Consider the following 17,203-nt stretch of genomic DNA (forward strand, 5'->3'; position numbering starts at 1 on the left):
CCGGATCCGCCACCGGGAGAGGTCGAAGGACAGCGTCCCGTCGTTCTGTGGTCGATACACCTAGTTGAGGCGGTCCGGCTCGGTGCGGATCGGCGGGGTGATCTCCAAGATCTGCCGGAGCACGTCCATGTGCCGTTCGAGTTCGGCGGGGAATTCCGGCATGTACTCGCTGAAGATCTCCACGGCGGTCCCGTCCTCCGCGTAGAGGTCGGGGTGCGGGCCCGCGCTGAAGAACGTCATGCCGTCGTGGTGGTGCACCACTTCGACTTGCTTGTCCGGCGGGAACCGGACCAGTACAGCGGTACCCGGCAGCAGTGTGTACTGGTTGGCCCACGGCTCGAAGCACAGCCAGAGCGACTGTTGTTCCGCGCGTACGACGAGGTTCATGGTCGCCAGGCTGCAACCTCCACCGCACTGGAGGTCAACGGCGGGCGGTGACGTGCGGGAAGAGGACGACCCTGTGCCGTCCCCAGCCGCCCACCCACGCGAGCCGGTCGGTGAAGTCCGCCGGCGCATTGGCCCCGTGCGTCGAAGACACCGCCTTCAGCACGATGCCGGTGCCCTCGCGGTAGCGGACGTGGATCTCCGGCGGCGGCCGCCGCAGTGAGCGGCCGTCGCGGGCGAAGACGCGCACGATGTCGACCGTCGCGTTCCGCCACCCGGTGGCCGCGACCGCGCGGGCCCGGCTCCGGCCAGTGCCATCCGGACGAGGACGAACGCCGCCGCGCGACGCGCCACCCGGTTTCGGCCGCGAAGCCGATCCGGCGGTCGTGGTCGTGGCCGGTCGGCAGCGGCAGCCAGCCCCGGAAACCGTCCTCGCTCGCGGCAGCGCGGTTCCGGACCGACACCCGCAGGCACCAGACCGCGCCGCCGGACCCCACCGCAAGCAGGACGGCAACGGCGGGAACGAGCCCGAAAGCCGTCACCACATCGGGAGAAAGGCGAAACGGCCACCACGGCCGCAGGGACGGCGAACCACACCCACTGCCGCTTGACGAAACCGCCGAAGGGGTCCATCAGCCGAGCTTGGAAGCCTTGAGCAGCAACGATACTGCGAGAAACGGCACCGGACGGCGAGGCAACCGGACGGCCGCGAGAACACTCGCGCTTCTCTGCGCGAAGGACGCGATGCGGGCCTCCCCGGAAGACGCGTGACCTGGCCGCCGCGATCACTCCGACCGCGGACCCGGACCTGGCCGGCCTGGTCCGCGCGCTGTATGTCTTCACCCGGCCGGCCCCGAGGGCGGCTGGCCTCGTCTGCTGATCGAGGGCACGCTGGTGAGCGGAGTGACCCAGGAGCACCGGCTTCCGCGCGACCTGGCAGCCTCCGTCCTGAGGTGGGGGAGGTGTCGTGGCGGTTCTCGGGGATGTTCTTGCTCTGGGTTCGGAGCTCGAGCGTTCGTATCCGCTGTACGTGCGCGGCCGGTTGAAGTTTCGGGTCAAGCAGATCGTCTATGTGGCGTTCTCGCCCGACGAGCTGGTGATGGGGTTCGCGTACCCGAAGGAGGAGCGCGCCGCGCTCGTCGCCGGTGAGCCGGGGAAGTTCCGGCTGCCGTCGGAGTCGGACATGCGGTTCAACTGGGTCCACGCCGAGCTCGCCGCGCTGGATCCGGCCGAGGCTCGCGAGTTCGTAGTGGACGCGTGGCGGATGGTGGTGCCCCAGAAGGTCTCCCGCGCCTACGACCTCGTCCATCCCGATGGTCCGGGATGACGGTGCCCGCGGTCGGGGTTCGTCCCTCGATGAGCGTCCGGCCGCACCTGTCCGCGGACCTGGCTGCACAGCGCGTACGCGTCCGACTCGGGAGATCTCTCGTGCGAAGGGAGCGGCCGGGAGCCGGGCCGTCTTATGCCGGGGGCGCCGCCCACGCGTCGAGGTCGTCCCAGGCGGTGAGCCGGCGTCCGCTGGTGAACCGGCGGTGCGCGCCGGTCAGCGGGTCGTCGAAGTCGAGCACTTTCGCCAGCAGCTGCAACGGTTTGGTGAAGTCGTCGAGCGGGGTTTCGGTCAGGTCGGGGTAGAAGTCGTCGCCGAGGATCGGGATGCCCAGGCCGCTGAGGTGCACGCGCAGCTGGTGCGTCCGGCCGGTCGACGGCGCGAGCCGGTAGCGGCCCAGGCCGTCGCGGTGCTCGAGCAGCTCGACGTACGTCTCGGCGTTCGGCTCGCCCGGCACCTCCCGCGCGGCGAGCACCCCGCGTTCCTTGAGGATCCGGCTCCGCACGGTCCGCGGCAGCTCCAGTGTCGGGTCGTACGGCGCGATCGCCTCGTACTCCTTGTGCACCTTGCGATCCCGGAAGAGTGTCTGGTACTTGCCGCGCACCTCCGGGGTGATCACGAACATCACGAGCCCGGCGGTGACGCGGTCCAGCCGGTGCGCGGGGGACAGCTGCGGCAGGTCGAGGTCGCGGCGCAGGCGCACGAGCGTCGTCTCGAGGATGTGCTTGCCGCGCGGGATGGTGGCCAGGAAGTGCGGCTTGTCGACGACGAGCAGGTGCTCGTCGCGGTGCACGACGTCGATGGTGAACGGCACCGGCACCTCGTCCGGCAGGTCGCGGTGGAACCAGATGAACGAGCCGGGCTCGAACGGAGTGTCGACGCCCAGCGGGCCGTCGAGGCCGTGGATGCGTTCTTCGCGCAGCATCCGCTCGATGCGGTCCGGCGTCTCCCGCGGCAGCCGGTCGACGAGGTGGGCCAGCAGTGTCGGCCAGTCGCCCTCGGCGGGCAGTTTCAGCCGGGCGGGGTCGAGCCCGTGGCGGGGCGGGATCGGCGGCCGGAGCTTGCGTCTCATCGTGCCCCGACTGTAGCTAACCGTCCGTCGGGGTCCGGTAGCGCGCGATGTAGCGGGCGGTGGCCTCGGCGTTGGCGGCCGCGGCCGCCTCGGCGCGGGTGCGGCGGCCGGTGTCGTGCGGGAAGCCGTGCCGGCCGAGCCGGTGCTCGATGCTCTCCTCCATGTACGCGCAGGAGTAGAAGTACGCGACCAGCGCGGCCATCAGGACCAGCGAGAGCCGGAGCCCGATCGGGCCGGGCAGCAGCAGCCAGACGAGGCACAGCGGCACGATGCCGATCGACCGCTGGAGCACGAACCGGGCCCGCCAGTGTTTCGACGTCGCGTCGTGCAGGACCCATTCGCCGTAGCGGTCCGGTAACCGGACGCCGACCGCGTAACCGGACCAGCGGAGCACACCAGGTCGTTCCATGAGGCTCAGAGTACACTAATCGTTAGTGCACTAATCATTAGTGCGACCAGCGACACGGTAGGATCGGGGCATGATCGACCTGGGCGAGGACCCGCTGAAGCTCGACCGGCAGGTGTGTTTCGCGCTGTCGGTGGCTTCGCGCAGCGTGATCGCGATCTACCGCCCGCTGCTGGAGCCGCACGGCCTGACCCACCCGCAGTACCTGGTGCTGCTCGCGCTGTGGGAGCGGTCGCCGCGGTCGGTGAAGGACCTCGGCGCGTCGCTCCGCCACGAGCCGGCGACGCTGTCGCCGCTGCTCAAGCGCCTGGAGGCGCTCGGCTACGTCACGCGCGCCCGGAGCCGGTCCGACGAGCGCCGGCTGACGGTCGAGCTGACGGACCAAGGTCGCGCGCTGCGGGCCGAAGCCGAGAAGATCCCGTACCGTGTCGTCGAAGAGCTGGGCATGGACCTCGGTGAGCTGGAGGCGCTGCACGCCGCGCTGGGCCGGGTCATCGCCGCCACGGCCTGAGTTCCGGCGGAATGCCCCCGCCGTCCCGGAGCGTTGTCCTCTTCAGTCGAGCTAGGGGGCAGTCGTGCTGAAGATCAGGCTGGGCGTCGCACCGGCGCAGGGTTCCGGGCCTGCGGAGTTCGCCGGGCTGGCGGAGCGGCTGGAGGCGGCGGGCGTCGACTCGCTGTGGCTGTCGGAGCTGGTCTACTCGCCGGAAGTCGACCCGATGATCGGCATGGCGCACGCGCTGGCGCGGACGTCGAAGCTGAAGGTCGGCACGGGCGTCGCGATCCTGCCCGGTCGCCACCCGGTCCTGGTCGCCAAGCAGCTGCTCACGCTGGCCGGCCTGGCGCCGAAGCGCGTGCTCCCGGTGTTCGGCCTGCGTCCGGCGCGCAAGGCCGAGCACGACCTGTTCCCGGTCCCGGAGGGCCGCCGCGCGGCGGTGTTCGACGAGTCCCTGACGTTGTTGCGTCGGCTGCTCGACGAAGACGACGTGACGTTCGAGGGCGAGTTCTTCCAGGTCCAGGGCGTCACCCTCGGCCCGCGTCCGGCGAAGCCCCTGGACGTCTGGCTGGGCGGAACCGCCCCGGCGGCCCTGGCCCGGGCGGGCCGCCTCGCCGACGGCTGGCTGGGCAGCTTCCACACGCCGGCGGAGTCCCTCGCGGCCCGTCTGGCCATCCAGCGGGCGGCATCCGAAGCCGGGCGGGAGATCGAAGAGGACCACTTCGGGTTGAGCCTGGCGGTGGCGGACCACGGGCTCTCCCCGGAGCTGACCGCGGTGGCGGCGCGCCGTCGTCCGGGAGTACCGGTGACGGACCTGATCGCGACCAGCTGGCCCGAGGCGCGACGGCTGGTGGAGCAGCACATCGAGTCGGGCCTGAGCAAGTTCGTGATCCGGCCGGGGCACGGTGATTTCGACGGGTTCCTGGAGAAGTTCCAGTCCGAACTGGTGCCGCTGCAGAACTAGAACTCCAGCTGCTCCGTCTTCCGCGGCATCAGCAGCAGGGCCACCACCGAAAGCGCCGCCACCACCAGCAGCCCGATGAACACGTAGTGCGTGGCGTCCGCCAGCGCTCCGCGGACGAACCTCGTCACCGGCGTGTCCTCGTGGCTTCCCAGCACCAGGCTCGTCGCGTCCACCGACGGCGGAAGCTTGCCCGCCACGTCCGCCGGCGGGTTCGCGAACCGCGACGCCAGCGTCGCGTTCGCGATCGCGCCGAACACCGCCGCGCCCACCGCGCTGCCCAGCGAGCGGCTGAACAGGTTCGTGCCCGTCACCACGCCGCGCCGGTCCCAGCCGACCACCGACTGGACCGCCACCAGCGTCGGGCTCGACGACAACCCCAGGCCGATGCCCAGGACGAACGCCGCGAACGCCGCCGCCCAGATCGAGGACGACGCGTTCAGCATCGCCACCAGGACGCCGCCCGCGATGACGAACACGCTGCCGATCAACGCCGTGTCGCGGAAGCCGATCTTCAGGTAGATCTTGCCCGCCAGGGACGCCGACAGGGGCCAGCCGACCGTCAGCGCCGCCACCGCGAAGCCCGCCACCAGCGCGCCCGCGCCCAGGACGCCCTGGGCGTAGGTCGGCAGGTACGACGTCAGGCCCATCAGGACCGCGCCGACGACCACCGCGACCAGGTTGCCGCCGACCAGGACCCGCCGGGTGAACACCCACAGCGGCAGCACCGGCTCGGCGACGCGCTTCTCCACCAGCACGAACGCCACCAGCAGCAGCGCGCCGACCACGAAGATCGCCACGCTCGGCAGCGAGCCCCAGCCCCAGGCGACGCCGCCTTCCAGCAGGCCGAGGATCACCAGCGAACAGCCGACCGTGAGCAGCGCCGCGCCCGTGTAGTCGACCTTGTGCGCCTTGCGCTCGACCCGCTCGGCGAAGTTCCGGTGCAGCATCAGCGCGGCGATCGCGCCGAGCGGCAGGTTGATGAAGAAGATCCAGCGCCAGTCCAGGTACTCCGCGAAGACGCCGCCGAGCGTCGGCCCGACGACCGAGGCGACGCCCCACACGCTGGCGACGTAGCCCTGCACGCGCGCGCGCTCCTCCACCGTGTAGAGGTCGCCGATGACCGTCATCGACATCGGCTGGATCGCGCCCGCGCCGATGCCCTGCACCGCGCGGGCGGCGATCAGCACCGGCATGCTCCACGCGGCCCCGCACAGCACCGAGCCGACGAGGAACGCCGCAATACCGAAGAACATCACCGGACGGCGGCCGAGCACGTCGGCGAACTTGCCGTAGAGCGGGACGGTGACCGCCTGGGTCAGCAGGTAGACCGAGAACAGCCACGGGAACTGCGAGAACCCGCCCAGGTCGCGCACCACCGAGGGCACCGCGGTCGCGATGATCGTGCTGTCCAGCGCGACCAGCGCCGTGCTGAGCATGACGGCGATCAGCACCGGGCCGCGTTCGGACCGGAAGCCGACCCCTTTCACGCTGGTGGGGGCCGGGGTCGTCATCGGTGGCGTGCTCCTCGGGGTGGCCATGACCGGAGTCAACTGCTTTGCAGTCCTAAGCATTCCATCGCGGTGGTCCGCACCCCAGCGAATTTCCGTCACAGTCCCCGGCGCGGAAGATGGGAGGATGAGCGACTGGATCCGGCCGATCGAGCAGGGATGGGTGGTCCGCGACGCGGTCCCCGGCCCCGACGTCGACGAGTTCGCCGAGCCCGACCAAGTGATCGCCGCGCTGGCCGCTCCCGGCGCCGCGGACACCTTGCTGGCCGTGCAGCACCCGGCCCGCACGCCCGCGGCGCTGGCCCACGGGCTCGACCAGACCGCGGCCGTCCCGATCGCCCGGGCCATGCTCGAACGGCTCCGCAAGCGCTACTACCGGCCGATGCGGCGGTTCGTCGCGCCGTACCGGATCGAGGGCCCGGACGGCGTCGCGTCCGGCCTGCTCTGCCTGGTCGACCCGGCCGCAGTGACCGACGACGGCACCGCGCGGGTGCGGCACACCGAGGACGTCTACCCGGACGTCGTCGCCGAGCGGGCCGCCGTGCTGGCCGGGTTGGGCTGCGCGACCAGCGCCGCGCTGCTCGTCCCGGCCACCGGCGGCGACCTGCTGACCGAGCAGGTCGAACGCGCCTGCGCCGGCCTCGGCCTGCCCGATCTGTCCACTTCGGACGCCGCGGGCCGCCGGCACGAGCTGTGGGCGGTGCCCGCCGGGCCGCTGCAGGACCGGCTGCTGGCCGCGGTCGCGGGCGCCGACCTGCTGGTCGCGGATGGCAACCACCGCGTGGCCGCGGCCGCGGCAGCCGGCCACGGCGCACTCCTCGCCCTGGTCACAGCGGGCCCGCAGCTGCGGATCGGCGCGATCAACCGGGTGCTGACGGGCACCGGTTTCGGCCCGGAGGAGCTGGTGTCGCGCTGGTGCGCGGCCGGCCTCGACGTCCGCTTCGACGACCACGCCGTCCCGGTGCCGGGCGAGGTCGTCGTCCACGCGGGTTCGGCGGTGCTGCGGATCCCGCTCCCGAAGCAGGCCTGGCCGGACCCGGTGATCGACCACGAGATCGTCGAGCGCGTCCTGTTCGCCGACGCGCTCGACGTCGACCCGGACGGCCCGCACGTCCACCCGCTCCCGGCCGGCCGCCCGGCACCGCACGACGCGGACGCCGTGGTCCTGCTCGCCCCGGTGGCCTACGCCGACGTCCTGGCGGTGCACGCGGCGGGCCGCAGGATGCCCCGCAAGGCCACGTACTTCACACCGAAGCCCCGCAGCGGCTTGGTCCTGGCGGCGCTCTGACGCCGGGCGGTCACGACCCGTCCCACCAGGTCAGGACGCGCGTCGCCGACAGGGTCAGCCACTTCGACGGCTCGCCCTCCGGGACGTCGGTCTCGAACCACACCCGGCCTGGGAGCCGGCGGCCCTGGAGCCATCTGCCGTCCGGCTGCCGGGCCGCGCGGATCAGCTCGATCGCCTCCGCCATGCGCGGGTCCGGGCGCGTGCCGTCCAGCCGGGACGCGAGGCGGAAGTACTCGGCCGCGTTGAGCACGTCGTAGTGCCAGCGGAACGGGTACGAAAAGCCGCTCACGTCCGGCAGCACCGGTTCGCCGGTCGACAGCCGGCGGAAGAGGCCGCGCTCCAGGAGGTATTCCTCGCCGCCGCGGCGGGCGGCGTGGGTCGCCGGTGAGCCGCCCGTCGTCGTTTCCCAGGCCAGCAGGCCCTTGAGCGAGTTGAGTGTCGAGTGGACGGACGAGCGCTTCGACCCTTCGACCCACTCGCAGTTCCAGCCGCCGTCCGGCTGGCGGTGCTCGACGAACCAGCCGGCGATCCCGGCGACGTCGGCGCCGAGCCAGAGGCCGTTCATGAGCGTCCACGCGTTGATGCAGCAGTCGACCTCGCCGTCCCAGTACGGCAGGTTTTCGTACTCCCACCGGGAGTTCTCCGCGAGCAGCTCGGCCGTCCCGCTCAGAGCAGCGGCGTCGACGCCCCACTCACGCAGGTCGTTGAGGACCCACGTCGTCGCCGTCCAGGGCTGGCCGTCCGTCTTCATGCTCGCGAAGTCGAAGTCCGCCGGGAAGAACGCGCCGCCGGCCCACTGGCCGTCCGGGTCCTGTTTCGCCAGCAGCCGTGCGCCGAAACCTTCGGTCGTCACGCGGGCGCGGGTGGCCTCCCAGACCGTCGGCGGCTCGCCCAGCAGGTCGCGCTCGACCTGCCAGCGCAGGGCCGGATCGGCGTCGCACAGCCAGGCGAGCACGTCCATCAGACGCCCGTGACGCCGTCGATGGCCTCCCGGAGGAAGTCCGCGTGGCCGTTGTGCCGGGCGTACTCGTGCATCATGTGGAGCATCACCAGGCGCAGCGAGACGTCCTCGCCCCAGCGCACCTGGTACCCGGTGACGTCGAGGGACTCGGCGGCCCCTTCGATCTTGCGCGACTGCTCGACCTCGGCCTGCCAGGCTTCGAACGCCTCCGCGCGCGTCGAGGAGCTCGCGTCGTAGGCGGCCTGGAAGTCGCCGTCGGCCGAGTACCGCAGCGGGACGTCCTCGGCGTTGATCACCCGCCGGAACCAGGTGCGCTCGACCTCGGCCATGTGCTGGACGAGACCGAGCAGGGACAGCGTCGAGGGCGGGCTCGAGGCGCGGCGAAGGTCCTCGTCGGACAGTCCGTCGCACTTCATGGCGAGGGTGGCGCGGTGGAAGTCGAGGAACGTGCGCAGCATTTCGCGCTCGCCCCCGATCGAGGGCGGTTCCGGGCGTTCGGTGGTCACGAGGACGTGTGTATCACGCCTCGAAATGTCGTACCCGTGTTTTAAGCTCGCGCGGTGGACTTGCCCGTGATGCCGCCCGTGCGGCCGATGCTCGCGAAAGCCGTGCACGACGTGCCGCGCACGCCGGGCCTGCTCTACGAGCCCAAGTGGGACGGTTTTCGCTGCATCGTGTTCCGCGACGGCGACGAGATCGAGCTCGGCTCCCGCAACGACCGCCCGCTCACCCGGTACTTCCCGGAGCTGGTGGAGCTGCTGGCCGCCGCGCTGCCGCCGAGGTGCGTGGTCGACGGCGAGATCGTCCTCGTCACCCCGGCCGGCTTGGACTTCGAGGTGCTGCAGCTGCGGCTGCACCCGGCGGCCTCGCGCGTGCGGAAGCTCGCGGAGGAGACGCCGGCCAGCTTCGTCGCCTTCGACCTGCTCGCTCTCGGGGACACGGACCTCACCGGTTCGCCGTTCCGCGAGCGGCGCCGGCAGCTCGAAAGCGTCCTGCGGACCGACGCCGAAGGGCTGCAGCGCGTCCACCTGACCCCGCTGAGCGAGGACCCGGACCAGGCCGAGGACTGGTTCACCCGGTTCGAGGGCGCGGGTTTCGACGGCGTGATGGCCAAGCCCGCCGACGAGCCGTACGAGCAGGACAAGCGCGTCATGTGGAAGGTCAAGCACGAGCGCACGGCCGACTGCGTGGTGACCGGCTTCCGCTGGCACAAGGACGGCGCCGGCGTCGGCTCGCTGCTACTGGGGCTGTTCGACGACGAAGGCGTGCTGCACCACGTCGGCGTGGCCAGCAGCTTCACGAAGGCGCGGCGGGCCGAGCTGGTCGAGGAACTCGCGCCGCTGCGGGAAAACGCGCTGGAGGGCCACCCCTGGCGTTCGTGGGCCGAGTACGAGCCCCAGCCGGGCCGGCAACCGGGCGCGAACAGCCGCTGGGCGCCCGGCAAGGATCTCGCCTGGGAGCCGCTGCGCACCGATTGGGTGGCCGAGGTCCGCTACGAGCACCTGCAGGGCGGCCGCTTCCGCCACGGCGGGAGGCTGGTCCGGTTCCGGCCCGACCGCACCCCGGAGTCCTGCACGTACGCCCAGCTCGACGAGGCACCGCCCGCGGAGCTCGCCAAGCTGTTCGGGGAGGCGCGATGAGCGGCGCGGTGCTGCTGGACGTCGACGGCGTCGAGGTCAGGATCAGCAGCCCGGACAAGGTCTACTTCCCCGAGCGCGGCGAGACGAAGCTCGACCTCGTCGAGTACTACCGCGCGGTCGCCGGGCCGCTGCTGGCCCGGCTCGGCGGGCGCCCGCTGCTGCTGGAGCGCTACCCGGACGGCGCGGGCGGCAAGAACTGGTTCCAGAAACGCGTGCCCCAGGGAGCGCCGCCGTGGCTGTCCACCACGGTGGTGTCGACGCCGAACGGCACCACGAGTGACGCGCTGGTCGCGAAGGACCTGGCGCACATCCTCTGGGCGGTGAACCTCGGCTGCCTCGGCTTCCACGTGTGGCCGTACCGCGCGGACACGCCCGAGGTCGCCGACGAGCTGCGCGTCGACCTCGACCCGTCACCGGGCATCGGGTTCGCCGACCTGTGCGAGGCCGCGCTGCTGACCAGGGAGTTCCTGGGTGAGCACGGCATCGAAGGCCACCTCAAGACGTCCGGCTCGCGCGGCCTGCACCTGTATGTACTGGTGGAGCCGCGCTGGGACAGCTTCCAGGTGCGGGCCGCGGCGGTCGCGTTGGCGCGGGCGCTCGAACGGCGTCACCCCACGAAGATCACGGCGCAGTGGTGGAAGGAGGAACGCGGCTCGCGCGTGTTCGTCGACTTCAACCAGAACGCGCCGCACAAGACCGTGTTCGGCACGTGGTGCGTGCGCCCGCGCGTCGGCGGCCAGGTGTCCACGCCGATCGCGTGGGACGAACTGGCCGGCGTCGAGCCCGACACGTTCACGCTGAGCACGGTGCCCGCCCGGCTGGCCGAGCTGGGTGACCCGTGGGCGGGCGCGGGGGAGCGGCCGCAGTCGATCGAGCCGCTGCTGGCGCTGTCGGAGGCGGACATGGCCGGTGGGCTGATGGACGCGCCGTGGCCGCCGGTGTACCCGAAGATGCCGAACGAGCCGCCGCGGGTCGCGCCGAGCCGGGCGAAGAAGGCCTGACAGTGACGACCGTCGCGGAGTGCGCTGCCGACGACGGACTGCTGATCGCACTGGTCACGGCGATGACGGCGGAGCTGGTGGTGGTCTACAACCTGCCGGTGGACGCCCAGCCGCCACCCTTGCGGCCGGGAACCCGCTACCTCCTGGCGCGGGACGGCGAGCGGGCGATCGGCTGCTGCGCGATCGAGCCGGTGGAGCCGGGCGTGTACGAGCTGAAGCGGATGTTCGTGGCCCCGGACGCGCGAGGTTCGGGGGTCTCGGACGCGTTGGTGACCTCGTCCGAAGACCTGGCCCGGGAGGCGGGCGGGGCCCGCATCCGCCTGGAGACGGGCGCCCGCCAGCCCGCGGCGATGCGCCTGTACGAGCGCGCGGGCTTCCGCCGGGTGCCGAACTTCCCACCGCACGAGGCCGACCCGGAGTCGGTCTGTTACGAGAAACCGCTGGTGTAGTGGCCGACGGTGGTTTGGCGGCGTCCCTGGTGCGCCGCCGGGCCGCGCGGAGGGGTTGAGCGCTGCGGTGACGGCGCGTGTACCCGGCCTGATCATTGCGGGGACCGGCGGCATCGGGTGCCGCGGCTAGGCGAGTGGCGGAGACTCGGGCGCCGCGCCACATGCCTGGTCATCGCGGGTTGACGGCGAGAACGGGTGCGGGCCGCAGCGACTCGATCACCGTATCGCGCCGGCCACCTTCAGCGTCAGAAAGACCCCGTGGGGCCGCCGGTCACCGTAGGGCCGCCGAGATGCGGACGGCCTCGGACCTCGAGCGCGGAGACAACCCACGAGCACCGGTGCAGCTACATCTCCAGGTCGAGGCTGAGCTGGCCGCGGTTCCCGGTTCCCGGGGCGAGCCGCAAGCCCGCCGGGGGAGCGGGCAGCGTCGCCACGCACTCCGGGCACGGTGCGACCTCGGATGTCGTCAAGTCGACAGGCTTCCAGCTGCGTGACTCGCGCTCACCGCAGGCCGACCGCCGGTAGCGGAGGTCGCCCGAGCGGGTCATCAGGTGCGCTTGCGGGACTTCTTCGGGCAGCACGCCGACCAGGTACCAGCGTGGTGCGCTCACCTCGGTGGTCGTCATGGCCGACAGTGTCTGCCGCGGCCGGCGGGAACCCGCGGTTTTGCCGATCTTCGGCGTGGCGCGGGCTCAGGCTTCGTCGGGCAGGTAGCGGAGGATGTGCAGCATGCCGCGCTCGTCGACGACATCCGGATCGGCCGCGAGGCAAGCGCTCAGGTCGGCGCGGACGGCGTCCGTGTCCAAGCCGGCGCCGATCAGCACCAGCTCGGTGCGGTGTGGGGCGCCAGGTGGCCAGGCCGAGCGGTCGACCTGCACGAACCCGCCGACCGTGTGCAGCCGGAAGCGCGTCCCCGCGCCGAAGTCGGCCTGGCCCTTCATGCGGTAGAGGCCCGCCGGACGGCGCTCGAGGAACTCGACGAACGCTCGCGGCGCCAGTGGCGTCTCGGCGGTGAAGGTGACCGTCTCGTACTCGGCGTGCAGGTGCCGGGAATGGTCGTGGTCGTCCTCGCGCAGGTCGTCGAAGGACAGCTGGCCGGCCCGCTCGCCGCGGGGTTCCGGGTCGAAGAACAGCCGCGGGTCGACCCGGCCGTGGGCGGTGACCAGCACCGGGCGGCCCGGCGCCAGCTCCTCGACCGTCGCCGTGACCTTCGCCAGCGCGTCGGCGTCGACGCGGTCGGCCTTGTTCAGCACCACCAGGTCGGCCAGCCGCAGGTGATCGGCCAGTTCGGGGTGGCGTTCGCGGGCGGCTTCGAACTCGGCGGCGTCCACCACCTCGGCCAGTCCGCCGTAGCGGATGTCCGGGTTCTCGCTGGCGATCATCAGCCGGATCAGGTCGCGCGGCTCGGCGATGCCGCTGGCCTCGACGACGATGACGTCCATCCCCGCCTCGGCCGACGACAGCCGGCCCAGCATCGCGTCCAGCCCGCTGGCGTCGACCGCGCAGCACAGGCAGCCGTTGCCCAGCGAGACCATCGTGTCGACCTGCCCGGCCACGGCCAGCGCGTCGACGTTCACGCTGCCGAAGTCGTTGACCACGACGCCGACCCGGGCGCCCTCGCGGTTGGCGAGCAGGTGGTTGAGCAGCGTCGTCTTGCCCGCGCCGAGGAACCCGGCGACGAGGACCACGGGGATCCGGTTCACGCAACGTCCTCCTCTGCCGATCAGGCGACTCTAAACGACGCGCCCGCACGCGTGCGTACACGGGGGACCGGCGCCGGAAAAGGCCGTTCGGCGATTGCCCACGAAAAGCCGAAGATCGGCGCACGGGAAAGAATCACGCGGCCTTCACCGGTAAATGTGATCGATTGACGGGAAATGCGCTGCGACATGTCCGGATAACGCGTGGTGACGACTATTTTTCCGGTGTTTTCCCAGGCTGTGGCGATATTTCGGGAGACGCGGAACGTACTGGGCATTCGGGGACCGTGTCGCGCGAAACGTGGGGTATCCTGCCCCGCCTGGTCGGAAGCGCCCGTGCTGCAGGCGTTTCCGGCCGACAGCGCTGTCGGCGACCATCGGAGGAACGGTGAACCTTCCCGTCGGGATGCAGATCACGATTTCGGAGAGTGGGGTAGTGCGGTGACTGCTACGTCCGAGCGGGTGACGACCGCGCCGGTACTTTACCACCAACGGGTGTCGGGGGAACAGAGCGTCAATTCCGCGGAGGCCGAGGAATTCCTCAACCTCATGTTCGAAGAAGGGGCCGCCGAACAGGGCACGTGGCTCGAGACGCGGCTCGCCGAGGTGCGGGCCGAAATCGCCGAAACCGGCACCTACCGGCACACGCCCGCCGAGCTGGCGTACGGCGCCCGCGTCGCCTGGCGCAACTCGGCCCGCTGCATCGGCCGGCTCTACTGGAACAGCCTCCGCGTCCGGGACCGGCGCCGGGTCACCGGCCCCGCCGACATCGCCGGCGAATGCGTCGCCCACCTGCGCCAGGCCACCCGGTCCGGCCGGATTCGCCCCACCATCACCGTCTTCGCCCCGGACACGCCCGGGGGGCCGGGGCCGCGCATCCACAACGAGCAGCTCATCCGCTACGCCGGCTACCGGCTGGAGGACGGCTCGGTGCTCGGCGACCCGCGGTACGCCGGGTTCACCGAGCAGGTGCGGCGGCTCGGCTGGCGGCCACCGGAGCGGAGGGGCTCCTTCGACGTCCTCCCGCTGCTGGTCGAGTCGGACCCCGGCGATCCCCGGCTGTACACGCTGCCCGCGGACGCCGTGCTGGAGGTGCCGCTGAGCCACCCCGACCACCGCTGGTTCGCCGGGCTGGGGCTGCGCTGGCACGCAGTGCCGGCGATCAGCAACATGCCGCTGGAGATCGGGGGCGTCACGTACCCGGCCGCGCCGTTCAACGGCTGGTACCTCGGCACCGAGGTCGGCGCCCGCAACCTGGCCGACGAGGACCGCTACGACCTGCTGCCCGCCATCGCGGAGCTGATGGGCCTGGACACCGGCTCCGAGCGCACGCTGTGGCGCGACCGGGCGCTCGTCGAGCTGACGCTGGCCGTGCAGCACTCGTTCGACGCGGCGGGCGTGACGATGGCCGACCACCACACCGAGTCGCGGCGGTTCCTGACGCACCTGGAGAAGGAGGAACGCGCCGGACGCCGGTGCCCGGCCGACTGGAGCTGGATCGTGCCGCCCGTTTCCGGTGGTCAGACCGCCGTGTTCCGGCGTTACTACGACGAACCCGACCCCGCGACGCGCCCGGCGTTCCTGCCGCCCGGCTGAGGGGAAGCGCCCGTTCGGCGGATCGTGACCGGCCCGCGGCGCCGATTCGAGGACGAAGGCCGACAATGGACCCATGACCGCAGTCCTCGTCGCCCACTCCGGACGACACGGCGGCACCCGGCAGATCGCCGAGGTCATCGCCGCGGAGCTCCGCGAAATCGGCCTGTCCGTGGACGTACGCGACGCCGCCGACGTCGCCACCGTCGACGGGTACGCCGCGGTGGTCCTCGGCAGCGCCCTGTACTACCACCGCTGGCGGCCGGACGCCGTCCGGCTGCTGGAGCACCACGCCCGGGCGCTGGCCGAGCGTCCGGTGTGGCTGTTCCACAGCGGCCCGTGCGGCCCGGGCGCGGCCACCCACCAGGTCGGCCTGCCGGCGAACGTGGCGCTGCTCGCGGCGCGCATCGACGCCGAGCGCACGGCCACCTTCGGCGGCCGCCTCGACCCGTCGACCGTGCGCGGGCTGATCCCGCGGCTGATGGCGTCGGGCCAGCGCGCCGGCGACTTCCGTGACTGGGACCGGATCAAGGCCTGGGCCCGGGACGTCGGCCGCCGGGTGCGCATCGGCGTCCCGCACTGATCACGGCGTCCGCTCTTGCCCGCACGGGGTCGTCGGTGCTAGACCAACCCTGAAGTCTTCCGGTGGGGAACCGACGGGACGGGGCAAACGTGACGGATCGGCAGGCGGAACCGGCCCAGGCCAAGAAAGCGCTTACATCGGACCAGCGCAACTCGTTCCTCGCGGCGCTGCTCGGCTGGAGCATGGACTCGTTCGACTACTTCCTCGTGGTCTTCGTGCTGGCGGACATCGCCAAGGACAAGTCGTTCGGCGCGACCGCGACGCAGCTGGCGTTCATCACGACGGCGACGCTGGTGATGCGGCCGGTCGGCGCGCTCCTGTTCGGCCTGTGGGCCGACCGCGTCGGGCGCCGGGTGCCGCTGATCGTGGACGTGCTGGTGTACTCGGTGGCCGGGCTGCTGTGCGCGTTCGCCCCGAACTTCACGGTGCTGCTGATCCTGCGGTTCGTCTACGGCGTCGGCATGGGCGGGGAATGGGGGCTGGGCGCGGCCCTGGCGATGGAGAAGATCCCGGTGGCGCGCCGCGGGTTCTTCTCGGGACTGTTGCAGGTGGGCTATTCGATCGGGTACCTGATGGCCGCGCTCGCGTACCTGCTGTTCCATTCGGCACTGAACCTCGAGTGGCGCTGGATCTTCGTGCTGAGCATCTTCCCGGCGCTCATCAGCCTGCTGATCCGCGCCCGGGTGCGGGAGTCCGAGGTCTGGGAGGCGACGCGGGAGAAGCTGCGCGTGACGCGGACGTCGGTCAAGGACGTGCTGCTCAACCCGAAGGTGATCCGCCGGTTCGGGTACCTGATCCTGCTGATGACGGCGTTCAACTGGATGAGCCACGGCACCCAGGACGTCTACCCGAGTTTCCTGAAGGCGCACGACAACGGCGGCGCCGGCCTGACCGCGACGACGAGCACGTGGATCGCCGTGCTGTACAACGTCGGCGCGATCATCGGCGGCCTGACGTTCGGCACGCTGTCCGAGAAGCTGGGCCGCCGCCGCACGATCGTCACCGCGGCGGTGCTCGGCCTGCCGGTGATCCCGATCTTCGCGTTCGACCACGGCGCGGGGATGCTGGCGCTGGGGTCGTTCCTGATGCAGGTGATGGTCCAGGGCGCGTGGGGCGTGATCCCGGCGCACCTGACGGAGATGTCCCCGGACGCGATCCGCGGCTTCTACCCGGGCGTGACGTACCAGCTGGGCAACCTCCTCGCGGCGCTGAACCTCCCGATCCAGCAGGCGATCGCGGAGTCCCACGGGTACTCGTCGGCTCTCTTGTGGACGGTCGTGCCAGGACTGGTGGCGGTCGCGGTCCTGACGGCGATCGGCAAGGAGGCCAAGGGCATCAAGTTCGGCGACTCGGCGGTGGCGACGGCCCCGGCGGGTGGGAAGTGAGCCGTCCGGCGATCTTTCGGGCGCAGGCTTCGGGTGGAGTGCCGGTGGTGTCCACGGCGAGGTCGTAGTGGACGCCCCGGTGGACGAGATCCGCTTGGCGGGCGGCCATTCCGCGGATCCGGTCACCCCGGGCGGCTTCGCGTCGCGCGGCGACCGTGCCGTCACAACGGACGGCGACCCAGAGCACGGGCAGACCGTCGAAGGCTTGCCGCCGACGTCGCGGGGAGGCGGCCCGCCGAGGAAGACCTCGTCGACGATGAACCCGGCGCCCGCCAGGGAACAAAGTCTCCCCGCACGAAGGTTTGCGGGCTCGTGGTCGCAGTTCGGCGGAGGAGCCGGTGGGGTGCCACAGCTTCCTCGCTGCCACGACGGTCCTGTTGGCCGATGGTTCTGCGAAGCCGATCTCGTCGCTGAAGGTGGGGGATCGGGTCCGAAACTCTCAGCAGGGC

21 protein-coding genes are annotated in these 17,203 nt (G+C 71.6%); 10 read left to right on the top strand and 11 right to left on the bottom strand.

The annotated features are described in order from the left end of the window. Positions 1–60: 60 nt before the first annotated feature. Positions 61–387 carry a hypothetical protein gene (locus MUY22_RS32240; RefSeq protein ID WP_247050915.1) on the bottom strand — a complete coding sequence of 109 codons (327 nt, stop codon included), beginning with the start codon at positions 385–387 and terminating at the stop codon, positions 61–63. Positions 388–421: 34 nt separating this feature from the next. Beyond that, positions 422–634: a hypothetical protein gene (locus tag MUY22_RS32245; RefSeq protein ID WP_247050917.1), complete on the bottom strand. Its 213-nt coding sequence runs from the start codon at positions 632–634 to the stop codon at positions 422–424. Between the two features lie 717 nt (positions 635–1,351). Here MUY22_RS32245 and MUY22_RS32250 point away from each other — a divergent pair. After that, a complete protein-coding gene (locus tag MUY22_RS32250) occupies positions 1,352–1,711 on the top strand; it encodes a hypothetical protein (protein ID WP_247050919.1) in 360 nt (119 codons plus the stop codon). 133 nt (positions 1,712–1,844) lie between these two features. Here the strand turns inward: MUY22_RS32250 and MUY22_RS32255 are convergent, their stop codons facing one another. Continuing rightward, positions 1,845–2,783, bottom strand: coding sequence for an RluA family pseudouridine synthase (locus tag MUY22_RS32255; RefSeq protein WP_247050921.1), 939 nt, complete (start codon positions 2,781–2,783; stop codon positions 1,845–1,847). Positions 2,784–2,799: 16 nt separating this feature from the next. Further along, the gene (locus MUY22_RS32260; RefSeq protein WP_247050923.1) at positions 2,800–3,192 is read right to left on the bottom strand and encodes a DUF5313 domain-containing protein; all 393 of its coding nucleotides are present in this window, start codon (positions 3,190–3,192) and stop codon (positions 2,800–2,802) included. A 70-nt stretch (positions 3,193–3,262) separates the two neighbouring features. Here MUY22_RS32260 and MUY22_RS32265 point away from each other — a divergent pair, with 70 nt between their 5' ends. Beyond that, positions 3,263–3,700 carry a MarR family winged helix-turn-helix transcriptional regulator gene (locus tag MUY22_RS32265; protein ID WP_247050925.1) on the top strand — a complete coding sequence of 146 codons (438 nt, stop codon included), beginning with the start codon at positions 3,263–3,265 and terminating at the stop codon, positions 3,698–3,700. Positions 3,701–3,764: 64 nt separating this feature from the next. Next, the gene (locus MUY22_RS32270; RefSeq protein WP_247050927.1) at positions 3,765–4,646 is read left to right on the top strand and encodes a TIGR03854 family LLM class F420-dependent oxidoreductase; all 882 of its coding nucleotides are present in this window, start codon (positions 3,765–3,767) and stop codon (positions 4,644–4,646) included. Here MUY22_RS32270 and MUY22_RS32275 read toward each other — a convergent pair. Beyond that, a complete protein-coding gene (locus tag MUY22_RS32275) occupies positions 4,643–6,157 on the bottom strand; it encodes an MDR family MFS transporter (protein ID WP_247050929.1) in 1,515 nt (504 codons plus the stop codon). The two genes, MUY22_RS32270 and MUY22_RS32275, sit on opposite strands and share 4 nt — an antisense overlap. A 124-nt stretch (positions 6,158–6,281) precedes the next feature. On the opposite strand from MUY22_RS32275, the gene MUY22_RS32280 reads away from it, so the two are divergent. Beyond that, positions 6,282–7,442 (top strand): DUF1015 family protein, encoded by a 1,161-nt coding sequence (locus MUY22_RS32280; protein ID WP_247050931.1) that lies wholly within the window; start codon positions 6,282–6,284, stop codon positions 7,440–7,442. Between the two features lie 10 nt (positions 7,443–7,452). Here the strand turns inward: MUY22_RS32280 and MUY22_RS32285 are convergent, their stop codons facing one another. After that, a complete protein-coding gene (locus MUY22_RS32285; RefSeq protein ID WP_247050933.1) occupies positions 7,453–8,403 on the bottom strand; it encodes a squalene cyclase in 951 nt (316 codons plus the stop codon). Continuing rightward, complete coding sequence (locus MUY22_RS32290; protein WP_247050935.1) at positions 8,403–8,909, bottom strand: DinB family protein; 507 nt, start codon at positions 8,907–8,909, stop codon at positions 8,403–8,405. Before MUY22_RS32290 ends, MUY22_RS32285 begins: the two co-directional genes overlap by 1 nt. Before the next feature lie 54 nt (positions 8,910–8,963). Here MUY22_RS32290 and MUY22_RS32295 point away from each other — a divergent pair, with 54 nt between their 5' ends. The 3 genes from MUY22_RS32295 to MUY22_RS32305 are packed head-to-tail and all read left to right on the top strand — an operon-like array spanning position 8,964 to position 11,493. Beyond that, complete coding sequence (locus MUY22_RS32295; protein ID WP_247050937.1) at positions 8,964–10,043, top strand: ATP-dependent DNA ligase; 1,080 nt, start codon at positions 8,964–8,966, stop codon at positions 10,041–10,043. Beyond that, positions 10,040–11,044 (top strand): non-homologous end-joining DNA ligase, encoded by a 1,005-nt coding sequence (gene ligD, locus MUY22_RS32300; RefSeq protein WP_247050940.1) that lies wholly within the window; start codon positions 10,040–10,042, stop codon positions 11,042–11,044. The genes MUY22_RS32295 and ligD overlap by 4 nt, the downstream gene beginning before the upstream one ends. A gap of 2 nt (positions 11,045–11,046) precedes the next feature. Then, entirely contained in the window at positions 11,047–11,493 is a 447-nt protein-coding gene (locus MUY22_RS32305) for a GNAT family N-acetyltransferase (protein ID WP_247050942.1), read from the top strand. Positions 11,494–11,837: 344 nt separating this feature from the next. Here the strand turns inward: MUY22_RS32305 and MUY22_RS32310 are convergent, their stop codons facing one another. From MUY22_RS32310 to MUY22_RS32320, 3 genes are all read right to left on the bottom strand, one after another. Further along, positions 11,838–12,119, bottom strand: a complete 282-nt coding sequence (locus tag MUY22_RS32310; protein WP_247050943.1) for a hypothetical protein — start codon at positions 12,117–12,119, stop codon at positions 11,838–11,840. 66 nt (positions 12,120–12,185) lie between these two features. Further along, positions 12,186–13,196 carry a GTP-binding protein gene (locus tag MUY22_RS32315; RefSeq protein ID WP_247050945.1) on the bottom strand — a complete coding sequence of 337 codons (1,011 nt, stop codon included), beginning with the start codon at positions 13,194–13,196 and terminating at the stop codon, positions 12,186–12,188. Positions 13,197–13,216: 20 nt separating this feature from the next. Continuing rightward, positions 13,217–13,471, bottom strand: a complete 255-nt coding sequence (locus tag MUY22_RS32320; RefSeq protein ID WP_247050947.1) for a hypothetical protein — start codon at positions 13,469–13,471, stop codon at positions 13,217–13,219. Between the two features lie 217 nt (positions 13,472–13,688). On the opposite strand from MUY22_RS32320, the gene MUY22_RS32325 reads away from it, so the two are divergent. The 3 genes from MUY22_RS32325 to MUY22_RS32335 all read left to right on the top strand — a co-directional run bounded on the left by MUY22_RS32325 (position 13,689) and on the right by MUY22_RS32335 (position 16,754). Then, positions 13,689–14,789, top strand: coding sequence for a nitric oxide synthase oxygenase (locus tag MUY22_RS32325; protein WP_371827514.1), 1,101 nt, complete (start codon positions 13,689–13,691; stop codon positions 14,787–14,789). 73 nt (positions 14,790–14,862) lie between these two features. Then, positions 14,863–15,369 carry a flavodoxin domain-containing protein gene (locus MUY22_RS32330; RefSeq protein WP_247050951.1) on the top strand — a complete coding sequence of 169 codons (507 nt, stop codon included), beginning with the start codon at positions 14,863–14,865 and terminating at the stop codon, positions 15,367–15,369. A 182-nt stretch (positions 15,370–15,551) separates the two neighbouring features. After that, a complete protein-coding gene (locus tag MUY22_RS32335; protein ID WP_247050952.1) occupies positions 15,552–16,754 on the top strand; it encodes an MFS transporter in 1,203 nt (400 codons plus the stop codon). Here MUY22_RS32335 and MUY22_RS49810 read toward each other — a convergent pair. Next, a complete protein-coding gene (locus MUY22_RS49810; protein ID WP_371827515.1) occupies positions 16,705–17,121 on the bottom strand; it encodes a hypothetical protein in 417 nt (138 codons plus the stop codon). The genes MUY22_RS32335 and MUY22_RS49810 overlap by 50 nt on opposite strands. Positions 17,122–17,203 lie beyond the last annotated feature (82 nt).

The sequence above is a fragment of the Amycolatopsis sp. WQ 127309 genome, assembly GCF_023023025.1.
GTDB lineage: Bacteria > Actinomycetota > Actinomycetes > Mycobacteriales > Pseudonocardiaceae > Amycolatopsis.